The following is a 13,052-nucleotide window of genomic DNA, read 5'->3' on the forward strand; positions in this document are numbered from 1 at the left end:
AGGACTCAATCAGTCCGGAATTTCATCGGGGGCTGGCCGAGGCGCAGGGGCGGTGAGCGAGGTGATCTTGATCAGTAGGGCCAGGTGGCCATTGTCGAGGAAGTTCAGCTGGCCGTTCTTGGTGTGGCTTTCCTGCTTCAGGCGTTCGCTGGCAGTGACCATGCCGTTGGCGTCGATCTGGTTGACCCAGAAATCCGCGTCGACGTCGGTGAAACGCCCGAGTTTCAGGCTCAACGTGCCCTCGATCGGGAACTGGCCAAATTGTTCGGTGCCTTCGCTGATCGCGACTTTGGTGGCTTCTTCACCGAGAGGTTGGCGCCACGCCTTGTGCAGCAACACCGAGTACTCATTGCTGGCGGTGAGCTTTTCCACTTCGGAATTCAGGCTCGGCGTGCGGAAGCTGTCGGGACTGATGCGCTGGGCGCCGGCAGCCCAGTTTTCCGGTGCGGCTTTGCTGACAATGGCAGGCACGGCGTTTTGCCGCATCAGGATCATTTCAACCTGATACAGGTCATCGGCAAACACCGAAGGGGCGACCAGGGTGGTCAGCAAGGTCAGTAAACGAAACAGGCGCATGCGGCGTCCTTCAAGCAGTTTTCGGAATGAGGCACTCAAGCAGCGCCTCTACAGTATTAAAGCGCTCTTGCGGGCTTTCCATCGGGACCATGAATTTAAACATCGTGGCACCTTCGAATTTGTAGCGTTTGGGTTGGCCCTGGATCAGTTTGATCAGGGTCAGCGGGTCGACCGGCGTCTGCGCTGCGAACTCGATCCGGCCGCCCTGAGGGCCGCCGTCGACTTTCTTGATGCCCAGCAGTTCGGCTTGCAGCTTCAGCGCTGTGATGCGCATCAGGTTCTTGGTCGGCTCCGGCAACAGGCCGAAACGGTCAATCATCTCCACTTGCAGGTCCTTGAGGCCTTCCTCATCGGTGGCCGAGGCAATGCGCTTGTAGAGAATCAGTCGGGCGTGAACGTCCGGCAAGTAGGCTTCTGGAATCAACGCCGGTACTCGTAGATTTACCTCCGGACCTCCACCCAACGGCTGATCGAGGTTCGGTTGTTCGCCCTTGCGGATCGACTTCACCGCGCGTTCGAGCATTTCCATGTACAGGGTGAAACCGACCGCCTGAATCTGCCCGCTCTGACCGTCGCCCAGCAGTTCGCCGGCGCCACGGATTTCCAGGTCGTTGGTGGCAAGCACGAAGCCCGCGCCGAGGTCCTGGGTGTTGGCGATCGCTTCCAGGCGCTTTTCCGCGTCCGGGGTGATCTGCTGGCGCGGCGGGGTCAGCAGGTACGCGTAAGCCTGGTGGTGACTGCGACCGACCCGGCCACGCAACTGGTGCAGCTGCGCCAGGCCGAATTTGTCGGCACGCTCGATGATGATGGTGTTGGCGCTCGGCACGTCGATGCCGGTCTCGATGATGGTCGAGGCGATCAGCACGTTGAAGCGCTTGTGGTAGAAGTCGCTCATCACCTGTTCGAGATCGCGCTCGCGCATCTGCCCGTGGCCGATGCCGATCCGTGCTTCCGGTACCAGTTCGGCGAGGTCGGCGGCGCATTTCTCTATGGTCTTCACGTCGTTGTGCAGGTAGTAGACCTGACCGCCGCGCAGCAACTCACGCAGCAGGGCCTCTTTGACCGTGCTTTTGTTCTGCTCCATGACGAAGGTCCGCACCGACAGGCGGCGGGCTGGCGGCGTGGCGATAATCGACAGGTCGCGCATGCCCGACACCGCCATGTTCAACGTGCGCGGAATCGGCGTGGCGGTCAGGGTGAGAATGTCGACTTCACTGCGCAGGGCCTTGAGCTGTTCTTTCTGACGGACACCAAAACGGTGCTCTTCGTCGATGATCACCAGCCCGAGGTTTTTGATCTTCACGTCATCTTGCAGCAGCTTGTGCGTGCCGATGACGATGTCGATCTTGCCTTCGGCGAGGTCCGCGACCGCGGCGTTCACTTCCTTGGTCGACTTGAAGCGGCTCATCACTTCCACGCTCACCGGCCAGTCGGCGAAGCGGTCGCGGAAGCTGTTGTAATGCTGCTGGGCAAGGAGGGTGGTCGGCACCAGAATCGCGACCTGACGACCGCCATGCACCGCGATGAATGCCGCGCGCATCGCCACTTCGGTCTTGCCGAAACCCACATCGCCGCAGACCAGGCGGTCCATCGGCTTCGGTGCGAGCATGTCGGCGCGGACTGCGTCGATGGTGGTTTGCTGATCCGGGGTTTCTTCGAATGGGAAACCGGCGCTGAAGGTTGCGTAATCGGCTTTCGGGTCTTCGAAGGCATAACCTTCGCGAGCGGCGCGACGGGCATAGATGTCGAGCAATTCTGCCGCCACATCGCGCACCTGTTCGGCGGCTTTGCGCTTGGCTTTCTGCCAGGTTTCGGAGCCCAGACGGTGCAGCGGGGCCAGGGCGTCATCGCTGCCGGTGTAGCGGGCGATCAGGTGCAGGTTGGCGACCGGCACGTAAAGCTTGGCGCCTTCGGCGTATTGCAGCGTGAGGAATTCGGCGGCCTGATCGTCGATTTCCAGTGTTGCGAGCCCGAGGTAGCGACCGACGCCGTGATCGATATGCACCACCGGCGCACCTTCGCGCAGCTCGGTAAGGTTCTTGATGACCGCATCGTTGTTGGCATCGGCGCGTTTTTCGCGGCGGCGACGTTGCATCACGCGCTGACCGAACAACGGGCTTTCGGCCACCAGCGCCAGGGCCGGATCGTCTAGCACCAGGCCTTCGTCGAGCGGCGCGATGGTGATCGCCAGACGCTCCTTGCTCGCGACAAAGTCCGGCCAGCTGTCGACGGTTTTCGGTCGCAGCTTTAGGCGTTCGAGCAATTCCAGCAACACTTCACGACGGCCCGCGGACTCGGCGGTAAACAGCACGCGCCCGGGGAACTCGTCGAGGAAACCGGCCAGAGCCGCCAACGGCTGAGTGGCCTTGGCTTCGATGGCCAGGTTCGGCAGTTCACGCGCCGGGAAGCGCTCGCGGCCAACGCCGGTTTCCACGTCCTGTTGACTGGCTACCACACGCGGCCAGTTCTTCAGGCGCGCAAAGCAGTCTTCCACCGGCAGGAACAGCTCGGCTGGTGGCAATAAAGGACGAGAGGGATCGACGCGGCGTTCTTCGTAGCGATTGCGCACGTCGTTCCAGAAGTTTTCCGCCGCCTGTTCGATGCCCGGCAGGGAAAACACTTGCGTGTCCTGGGGCAGGTAATCGAACAGCGTCGAGGTTTCGTCGAAGAACAGCGGCAGGTAGTACTCGATACCGGCCGGTGTAATCCCGCTGCTCAAATCCTGGAAGATCGGGCAGCGACGGAAGTCGACATCGAAACGCTCACGAAAGCGTGCCTTGAAGCGGGTGACCGCATCTTTCTGCAGCGGGAATTCCCGCGCGGGCAGCAGGCGAACGGTGTCGACTTTATCGATGGAGCGCTGGTTTTCTGGATCGAAGGTACGCAGTGTCTCGATTTCGTCGTCGAACAAGTCGATACGGAAGGGCAGTTTGCTGCCCATCGGAAACAGATCGATCAGCGAGCCGCGGACGGTGAATTCGCCGTGTTCGTACACCGTGTCGACGTAGCGATAGCCGCTGGCTTCAAGCCGGGTGCGCATTTGCTCGACGTCGAGCTTCTGACCGACGTCCAGCACCAGGCTGCTGCCGAGCAGGAATTTGGTCGGCGCCAGACGATGCAGCGCGGTGGTGATCGGCACCACCAAGACGCCATGACTCAGCTCCGGCAACCTGTATAGGGCCGCGATGCGCTGGGAAATGATGTCCTGGTGTGGCGAAAACAGATCGTAAGGCAGGGTTTCCCAGTCCGGGAAATGCAGCACGGGCAAATCCGGGGCGAAGAAACTCAGCTCCTGTTCCAGCCGTTCGGCACTTTGGCTGTCGGCGGTCAGCAGCAGGGTAAAGCGCTTGGCAGCGCTGGCAGCCTCGGCGATGGCCAGGCTCAGGGCGGCACCGGGCAGGTTGCCCCAGTGCTGTTTACCTGCCGCGGCAGGGAGAAGCGGTAGACGCAGAACGGGCACGGAAGGTTGAGCTCCAAGCGTTGCGACAAAGTCGGTAATTGTAGCGGCCCCAGGTGCCGCCTGTCAGTTGCAGACTGTGTCTATTACGCAGGTTTGGCGAAATGTAGTGGTAAAGACAAAATTCGCCGGTTTTTCACCGGAAATTGATGATTATGTAGTGGCAAAACGACCGAGTGTTACGGAGGGTTACGGATAAGACAGCGGTATCTCCAAAAAATTGACTGCGCTGTAAGCCGCGGTTTTACTGGGCTCCGTCGCTGCGTGATTTTTTTGAACCTGATTTTGTTACGGATCGCACGACAGGCGCGCATTGCTACGGGAGTCACTCGGCGGCATAATGTAGCCCCTTTTTTCTGCCCCTACATGTGGAAGGTTCCCGTGACTCAGAAGCCCGACCAGTGTCTTGGTGAATGGATCGACCGTGAAGCACTCGCAGAAGCGATGATTCCGCTTATCGGTCAGCTCTACCGCAATAACAACGTGGTGAGCTCGATCTATGGCCGCAGCCTGATCAATCGTTCAGTCATTGCGATTCTCAAAGCTCACCGCTTTGCTCGTCATCGTCAGTCCGATGACAGCGAATTGTCCGTCCACGAAACATTCCCGCTGCTCAAGGCAATGAGCGAGCTCAAGCTCGGCGCTGCTTCGGTTGACCTGGGCAAGCTTGCCGTCAAGTTCAAAGCCGAAGGCAATGGCCGTACTGCCGAGCAGTTCGTCCGTGAAGAACTGGCTGACGTCGTTGGTCAGCAAAACGTTTCCGCCCGCAAAGGCACCGACGTTGTTCTGTACGGCTTCGGTCGTATCGGCCGTCTGCTGGCGCGCATCCTGATCGAGAAAACCGGTGGTGGCGACGGTCTGCGTCTGCGCGCCATCGTTGTCCGCAAGGGCGCCGAGAACGATCTGGTCAAGCGTGCAAGCCTGCTGCGTCGCGACTCGGTTCATGGCCCGTTCGACGGCACCATCACCATAGATGAAGCCAACAACACCATCACCGCCAACGGCAACCTGATCCAGGTTATCTACGCGAAAAACCCGACTGAAGTGGATTACACCCAGTACGGCATCAAAGACGCGCTGCTGGTGGACAACACCGGTGTATGGCGTGATGCCGAGGGCCTGGGCCAACACCTGGCTTGCCCGGGTATCGATCGCGTTGTTCTGACCGCGCCGGGTAAAGGCAAGCTGAAGAACATCGTTCACGGCATCAACCACGGTGAAATCACCGCTGATGACAAGATCGTATCGGCTGCTTCCTGCACTACCAACGCCATCGTGCCGGTGCTCAAAGCCGTCAACGACAAGTTCGGCATCATCAACGGTCACGTTGAAACGGTTCACTCGTACACCAACGACCAGAACCTGATCGACAACTTCCACAAAGGCGATCGCCGTGGCCGTAGCGCCGCGTTGAACATGGTGATCACCGAGACCGGTGCGGCCACCGCTGCTGCCAAGGCCCTGCCTGAGCTGGCCGGCAAGCTGACCGGTAACGCGATCCGCGTTCCGACGCCAAACGTGTCGATGGCCATTCTCAACCTGAACCTTGAGAAAGCCGCCACCCGTGAAGAGATGAACGATTACCTGCGCTACATGGCGTTGCACTCCGATCTGCACAAGCAAATCGACTACGTCAACTCGCAGGAAGTGGTTTCCACCGACTTCGTTGGCTCGCGCCACGCAGGCGTTGTGGACGCTGAAGCAACCATCACCCAAGACAACCGCGTTGTTCTGTACGTTTGGTACGACAACGAGTTCGGTTACAGCTGCCAGGTGGTTCGCGTGATGGAAGACATGGCCGGTGTAAACCCGCCAGCCTTCCCGCGCTAAGCCTTAGCTGCACATGAAAACGCCCCGACTTTGGTCGGGGCGTTTTTGTTTGTGCAGTTTGTCAGTGGCAAGTGTGTTGAATGTGCAGGCCTCTTCGCGGGCAAGCCTCGCTCCAGGTTATGCGTCAACTCTGAAATCGCACACGACCTGTAGGAGCGAGGCTTGCCCGCGAAGGCTATAGATCAGGCGCCGCCAGCCACCGCTGCCACCGCTGCCTGCGCAGTCCGCAGTTCATGCCGATTGCCTTTGAACAACACCAGCGTCGCAATCAACCCCAGCACCGCCGCGCCACTGAGCCAGATCCCCGGCGCAGCCTTGTTGTCCAGCACATGGATCAGGTACGTACACGCCGCGGGTGTAAACCCGCCGAACGTTGCAGTCGCCAGGCTGTAGGCCAAGGAGAAACCAGTGGTACGAACTTCCACCGGCATGATCTCGGTCAGCGCCACCACCATGGCGCCGTTGTACGAGCCGTACAGGAACGATAGCCACAATTCGACGATCAGCAAATGACTGAAGCTCGGGTTCGCCACCAGCCATGACAGGGCGGGATAGGCCGTGAGGACCGCCAGAATGGTCGCCGCCAGGAGTAGGGGTTTGCGCCCGATCTTGTCGGACACGGAACCCATGACCGGCAGCCAGAAAAAATTCGACAGACCGATACAGACCGTCACCAGCAATGCATCCAGATCCGACAGGTGCAGTTCGGCTTTGCCGAAGGTCGGGGTGTAGGCAGTGATCAGGTAGAACGACACCGTGGTCATCACCACCAGCGCCATGCCGGCGATGACGATGCCAAAGTTCTGTCTGATCGAGCGGACGACGTCCCGCAGGGTAGGGCGGTGTTTACGCGCCTGGAATTCCGGGGTTTCTTCCAGCGAACGACGAATCACGAAGATCACCGGCACAATCATGCAGCCGATCAGGAATGGAACGCGCCATCCCCAGTCACCCATTTCTTCGGGGCTGAGCCAGTGGTTCAAACCGACTCCCAGCAGACCGGCGAACACCACCGCGGCTTGCTGACTGGCGGATTGCCAACTGACAAAGAAGCCCTTGCGACCCGGTGTGGAAATCTCTGCCAGGTACACCGATACGCCGCCCAGTTCCACGCCGGCCGAGAAGCCTTGCAGCAGGCGGCCGAACAACACGAGCAGCGGCGCGGCCACGCCGAGGGTGGCGTAACCCGGCACGCAGGCAATCAGCACCGTACCGGCAGCCATCATCGCCAGAGTGATAATCAAGCCTTTGCGGCGGCCATGACGGTCGATGTAGGCGCCGAGGAAAATCGCGCCCAGCGGGCGCATCAGAAAGCCAGCACCGAAGGTGGCCAGCGACAACATCAGGGAGGCGAAAGCGCTGTCGGCAGGAAAGAAGGTTTTGGCGATGGCCGTGGCGTAAAAGCCGTAGACCATAAAGTCGAACATTTCGAGAAAGTTACCGCTGACAACGCGAAAAATCGCTTTGCCTTTGCCCGTATTGGAGGACATTTGTTCGTACTCTCTGTGGCTATCTTGTCGGAAATCCCTGGATTAGACGCGTCCTCGCCGCCGCCATGAAGGCAGTCTCCCTCGGCGAACAGTTTTGTAACGATATGTGTATGAAGATCGTTAGGCAACAACTAGTTAGCTTGCTGCTTAAACGATGTAGCCATTACGCGGTGTGGATTGCGGACTGGAGAGAATTACAGTCCACGGACAACGCAGATCAAAATGTGGGAGCGAGCCTGCTCGCGAAGAGGGCGTGCCAGACAACAACGATGTCATCTGACACGCCCTCTTCGCGAGCAGGCTCGCTCCCACAATTTCTATCGCATAATGGCTGGCCTTGGCGGTGTGTCAGGGGTTGCTCTGGGGAGTGTGGGAATTGTTGAAAGGGCGGCGGGGCGTTCTCTTGGTTCTGATAGGCGTGTTGTCGGGCTGCGGCAACGGCGACTCCATGGAAACCTTCGGCGGCCCGACCATGGGCAGCACTTATTCAATCAAATACGTGCACCACCCCGGTCTTCCTGCTCCAAAAGAAGTCCAGGTGCAGGCCGAAAAGATCCTCGCCGACATCGATCAGCAAATGTCCACCTACCGCAGCGACTCGGACATCGAGGTTTTCAACGATCTGCCCGCCCATCGCTGTCAGAAAATGCCCGCGTCGATCCTCAAACTGGTCCGCGTCGCTGAGCAGCTTTCCGAACAAAGCGAAGGCGCCTACGACCTGACGGTTGAACCGCTGCTCAACCTCTGGGGGTTCGGCCCGCAGGCCCGTGAGGAAAAAGTCCCCGCGGCCCAGGCGCTTGCCGAAGTCAGGCAAAGGGTTGGCTACCAACACCTGCGCATCGACCGCGATCAGCTGTGCAAGGACGCCGCCGTCGAAGTCGACTTCAACAGCATCGCCGCGGGTTACGCCGTCGATACCATTGCCGAAAAACTCGAAGCGATGGGCATCCGCAACTACCTGGCCGAAGTCACCGGCGAGCTCAAGGCCGCGGGCAAAAAACTCGATGGCTCAGCCTGGAAGATCGCGCTGGAAGAGCCCCGGGACGATCAGCAAGTGGCGCAAAAAATCATCGCGGTCGACGGCTATGGACTGTCCACTTCCGGCGACTATCGCAACTATTTCGAGCAGGACGGTCGGCGCTATTCGCACACCTTCGATGCCCGCACCGGTGCGCCGGTCTTACACACACTGGCGTCAGTCACGGTGATTAATCCTTCAGCGTTAATGGCCGATGGCCTATCGACGCTGTTGCTGATTCTCGGCCCGGAGCGCGGTTGGGACTACGCAGAAAAACACGATATCGGCGCATTTTTCGTGATCCGTGCCGATACAGGTTTCGTCACACGAACCAATCAGGCTTTTGAACGCCTCAGCGGCGGCAAAACCGAATGATTGCGACGGTTCGCGCATTGAAGACTGGCGTTGTAGTGCAGGCAAAACTAGCCTACGACGCGACCAAGGGTTAATGTGCCCGGCGTTGACGCTTCTATAGACTGTGTCCGGGTTCTGCATTGGCCCCAAATTGTTCCTTCACGCCACAGATCGGCGTGATTTAGCCGCAGGTGCCGAGGGCGCCGCGGCCTGTTCTGAGGAGTACGCATGGCTGTCTACAACTACGACGTGGTGGTATTGGGTTCCGGCCCAGCGGGAGAAGGCGCGGCAATGAACGCCGCCAAAGCAGGGCGCAAGGTGGCGATGGTCGATAGCCGTCGCCAGGTCGGCGGCAACTGCACCCACTTGGGTACCATCCCGTCCAAGGCACTGCGTCACTCGGTCCGGCAGATCATGCAGTTCAACACCAACCCGATGTTCCGGGCCATTGGTGAGCCACGCTGGTTCTCGTTCCCGGACGTGCTGAAAAGCGCTGAAAAAGTCATTTCCAAACAAGTCGCCTCGCGCACCGGCTACTACGCCCGTAACCGCGTCGACGTGTTCTTCGGCACCGGCAGCTTCGCCGACGAGCAAACCATAGAAGTGGTCTGCGCCAACGGCGTGGTCGAAAAACTGGTGGCCAAGCACATCATCATCGCCACCGGCTCGCGTCCCTATCGCCCGGCGGACATCGATTTCCATCACCCGCGCATCTACGATAGCGACACCATCCTCAGCCTCGGCCACACCCCGCGCAAACTCATTGTTTATGGCGCTGGCGTGATCGGTTGCGAATACGCGTCGATCTTCAGTGGCCTGGGTGTACTGGTTGAGCTGGTGGATAACCGCGGTCAGTTGCTGAGCTTTCTGGACTCGGAAATTTCCCAGGCCCTGAGCTACCACTTCAGCAACAACAACATCACGGTTCGCCACAACGAAGACTACGACCGCGTCGAAGGCGTGGACAACGGTGTGATCCTGCACCTCAAGTCCGGCAAGAAGATCAAGGCCGATGCCTTGCTCTGGTGCAACGGTCGTACCGGCAACACCGATCAGTTGGGTCTGGAGAATATCGGCGTGAAGGTCAACAGCCGTGGCCAGATCGAAGTCGACGAAGCCTATCGCACCTGCGTGCCGAACATTTACGGTGCTGGCGACGTGATCGGTTGGCCGAGCCTGGCCAGTGCCGCCCACGACCAGGGTCGTTCGGCTGCTGGCAGCATCGTCGATAACAACAGCTGGCGCTTCGTCAACGACGTACCGACCGGCATCTACACCATCCCGGAGATCAGCTCGATCGGCAAGAACGAGCAGGAGCTGACCCAGGCCAAGGTGCCCTATGAAGTGGGTAAGGCGTTCTTCAAGAGCATGGCGCGTGCACAGATTGCCGGCGAGCCCCAGGGCATGCTGAAAATCCTGTTCCACCGCGAGACCCTGGAAGTGCTGGGCGTTCACTGCTTCGGTTATCAGGCGTCGGAGATCGTTCACATCGGTCAGGCGATCATGAGCCAGCCGGGCGAACTGAACACCCTGAAGTACTTCGTCAACACGACGTTCAACTACCCGACCATGGCCGAAGCCTATCGGGTAGCGGCTTACGATGGCCTCAACCGGCTTTTTTGAGTGGCTCCGGCCGGTGGCCTGAGCCGGCCGGGGAGACCGATTTCAGCAATTCTCGAGGGTGGCGCTGGCCAAACCGGGAAAGTCTGTAATCAGGCTGTCAACGCCGAAGTCGGCGAGTCTGCGCATCAGCGCGGGCTCGTTGACTGTCCATACCGACACATGCAACCCCTGACGCTGCGCCTTCTGCAGGCGTTCCGGCGTACACAGGGTCCAGTTCAGCGCCAGAATCTCACAGCCATAACTCTGGGCGACCTTCAACGGGTCGAGCCACGCATATTCAGCCACCAGACCACGAGATACGTCCGGCACCAGGTCCAGTGCGGCTTTCAGCACTTCACGTGAACTTGACGTGATCGTGACCTTGTCGAGCAGGCCGAAACGCTGAGCCATTTCGCGAATCGCCAGCACGGTCGTCGCGGCACGGGTGCGAGAAGCGCTTTTGACTTCCAGCTGCCAATGCTCGAAATCGCATTTCTCGAACAACTCTTCCAGCGTGGGGATCGGGCAGGGCTTGATCGAACCCGGGCCGCCCTTGCGTGCGTCGTAGGTCACCAGCTCGGCCGCCGTATGCTCGACGACCTTGCCGCGCCGGTCGGTGGTGCGCTTGAGCGTCGGGTCATGGATGACCATCAACTCGTTGTCCATGGACAGGTGCAAGTCCAGTTCGCAGCGGCGTACGCCATGCTTGAGGCATTGCTGGAAACTGGTCAGCGTGTTTTCAGGTGCTTCGCCCTTGGCGCCGCGATGGCCGTAGATGAGGGTCACGGTTCTTCCTTAAATTAGATGCCTGATTCGTTTTCGCGGGCCAGACGTCGTTCCTGGGCCTGCTTCTGCAAAATGTAGCGGGCCAGCAATTGGCGTTGGGCGTCGGTCGGGTATTCGAACTCGGTGCCGACGTCGTAGGCGCCCGCCTTGCGATCGCAATGCGTGACCTTAGCCCGCAGCAACAGGCCGAGGGCTTGCGGCATCAGCACCAGTTTGACCGACAGGTGCGCGCCCACGGCGATGGGCGTCGAGTGCTGGAAGTCGATGCCGCCTTCGGAAATGATCACCGGCTGCGGCTCGCCGATCTGCCCGAGCACGGTGATTGCGATCACCTGGCTCAGTAGATCGATGCGTTTGTTCTGGGATTTCAGGAACGCTGCGAGGTTGCGGTCACGCTCACTGATCTGGCGCAGCAGGTGTTGCGACTCGAATTCGCTCAGGTGCAGTTCGCTGAGCAAGTTGAACAGAGGGGAAGCATCCTGCAACACTTCCTGGCCTGCGGCTTCGGGAGCGGACAGGGGCCGAATTTCCAGTGCGATCGTGTCCTCGATACGGTAGTATTCGCGGCGATCTTCTTCATCTAATGTCGACATGGCGAACCCATGGTAGCGGCGGTGGTCTGAGTGTAAAGCTGGTTATCGACCCCCGCCACAAGGACGTTCCTTTTCCCTCCGAACAAGCCCCGACATGTTCAGACCTCTCTTCGTATTTATTGGCACGCGTTATACCCGTGCAAAGCGTCGCAATCATTTTGTGTCGTTCATTTCCCTGACCTCAATGATCGGACTCGCCCTCGGCGTGGTCGTGATGATCGTCGTGCTGTCGGTCATGAACGGCTTCGATCATGAGATGCGCACCCGCGTGCTGGGCATGGTGCCCCACGCGACCATTGAGTCCGGTGAACCGATCAGCGACTGGCAAAGCCTGGCCACAAAGGTCAAGCAGAACCCGCAGGTGACGGCTGTTGCGCCGTTTACCCAGATGCAGGGCTTGCTGACCAACAACGGCAAGGTCTCCAAAGTCCTGCTCAATGCCATCGACCCTGCGCTGGAACGCCAGGTCTCGATCATTGATAACTTCATGCAGCAGGGCAAACTCGACGACCTGACCCCCGGCAGCTTCGGCATTGTCATCGGTGACAAGGCAGCCGCCAAACTCGGCGCGGCCATCGGCGACAAGCTGACGTTCGTGGCGCCGGAAGTCACGGTGACCCCGGCCGGGATGTTCCCGCGCATGAAGCGCTTTACCGTGGTCGGCATCTTCCATGTCGGCGCCGGTGAGATCGACGGGTATCTGGGCGTCACCAACCTGCAGGACCTGGCGAAGCTGCATCGCTGGAAGCCGGATCAGGTCCAGGGCATCCGCCTGAAGTTCGACGACCTGTTCCAGGCCCCCCGCACGGCGTGGAATATCGCCCAGCAGCTCGGCGAAGACCATTTCTATGCCCGTGACTGGACGCGCACCCACGGCAACCTGTATCAGGCAATCCGCATGGAAAAAGCCATGATCGGCCTGCTGTTGCTGCTGATTGTCGCCGTCGCGGCGTTCAATATCATTTCCACGCTGGTGATGGTGGTGAATGACAAGAAGGGCGATATCGCGATTCTGCGCACCCTGGGCTCCACGCCGTGGCAGATCATGGCCATCTTCATGGTCCAGGGCACGGTCATCGGTGTGATCGGTACGCTGATCGGCGCTGTGTTCGGGATCTTCGCTGCGTTGAACGTCAGCGCGGCGATCTCGGCCCTCGAAGGGTTGATCGGCCACAAGTTCCTGAACGCCGACGTGTACTTCATCGATTACCTGCCGTCGCAAGTGCAGAGCCAGGACGTGTTGATGGTCTGCTCTGCGGCGTTGATCCTGAGTTTCCTCGCCACCCTGTATCCAGCCTGGCGTGCCGCGCGCACCCAGCCTGCGGAGGCGCTACGTTATGAGTGAG

At 59.7% G+C, this 13,052-nt stretch carries 9 protein-coding genes; 4 read left to right on the top strand and 5 right to left on the bottom strand.

Annotated elements, in window-relative coordinates; all coding sequences use genetic code 11:
- Positions 1–9: 9 nt before the first annotated feature.
- Together ACA051_RS10830 and mfd are read right to left on the bottom strand one after the other, a co-directional pair.
- Positions 10–576 (bottom strand): CsiV family protein, encoded by a 567-nt coding sequence (locus ACA051_RS10830; RefSeq protein ID WP_497309595.1) that lies wholly within the window; start codon positions 574–576, stop codon positions 10–12.
- A gap of 10 nt (positions 577–586) precedes the next feature.
- Positions 587–4,036: a transcription-repair coupling factor gene (gene mfd / locus ACA051_RS10835; protein ID WP_497309597.1), complete on the bottom strand. Its 3,450-nt coding sequence runs from the start codon at positions 4,034–4,036 to the stop codon at positions 587–589.
- Between the two features lie 363 nt (positions 4,037–4,399).
- Here mfd and ACA051_RS10840 point away from each other — a divergent pair, with 363 nt between their 5' ends.
- Positions 4,400–5,863 carry a glyceraldehyde-3-phosphate dehydrogenase gene (locus tag ACA051_RS10840; protein ID WP_219096444.1) on the top strand — a complete coding sequence of 488 codons (1,464 nt, stop codon included), beginning with the start codon at positions 4,400–4,402 and terminating at the stop codon, positions 5,861–5,863.
- Positions 5,864–6,045: 182 nt separating this feature from the next.
- Here ACA051_RS10840 and ACA051_RS10845 read toward each other — a convergent pair whose 3' ends face one another.
- Positions 6,046–7,353, bottom strand: coding sequence for an MFS transporter (locus ACA051_RS10845; protein WP_497374708.1), 1,308 nt, complete (start codon positions 7,351–7,353; stop codon positions 6,046–6,048).
- A gap of 448 nt (positions 7,354–7,801) precedes the next feature.
- On the opposite strand from ACA051_RS10845, the gene ACA051_RS10850 reads away from it, so the two are divergent.
- Positions 7,802–8,746 carry an FAD:protein FMN transferase gene (locus tag ACA051_RS10850; protein ID WP_497310566.1) on the top strand — a complete coding sequence of 315 codons (945 nt, stop codon included), beginning with the start codon at positions 7,802–7,804 and terminating at the stop codon, positions 8,744–8,746.
- 207 nt (positions 8,747–8,953) lie between these two features.
- The gene (gene sthA, locus ACA051_RS10855) at positions 8,954–10,348 is read left to right on the top strand and encodes a Si-specific NAD(P)(+) transhydrogenase (RefSeq protein WP_007907752.1); all 1,395 of its coding nucleotides are present in this window, start codon (positions 8,954–8,956) and stop codon (positions 10,346–10,348) included.
- A 42-nt stretch (positions 10,349–10,390) separates the two neighbouring features.
- Here the strand turns inward: sthA and ACA051_RS10860 are convergent, their stop codons facing one another.
- Together ACA051_RS10860 and ACA051_RS10865 are read right to left on the bottom strand one after the other, a co-directional pair.
- Positions 10,391–11,113: a glycerophosphodiester phosphodiesterase gene (locus tag ACA051_RS10860; protein ID WP_497309603.1), complete on the bottom strand. Its 723-nt coding sequence runs from the start codon at positions 11,111–11,113 to the stop codon at positions 10,391–10,393.
- A 14-nt stretch (positions 11,114–11,127) separates the two neighbouring features.
- Positions 11,128–11,706 (bottom strand): PilZ domain-containing protein, encoded by a 579-nt coding sequence (locus ACA051_RS10865; protein WP_497374710.1) that lies wholly within the window; start codon positions 11,704–11,706, stop codon positions 11,128–11,130.
- Positions 11,707–11,800: 94 nt separating this feature from the next.
- On the opposite strand from ACA051_RS10865, the gene ACA051_RS10870 reads away from it, so the two are divergent.
- Positions 11,801–13,051: a lipoprotein-releasing ABC transporter permease subunit gene (locus ACA051_RS10870; protein WP_497374712.1), complete on the top strand. Its 1,251-nt coding sequence runs from the start codon at positions 11,801–11,803 to the stop codon at positions 13,049–13,051.
- Position 13,052: the final 1 nt, after the last annotated feature.

The organism is Pseudomonas sp. LBUM1669 (assembly GCF_059695705.1).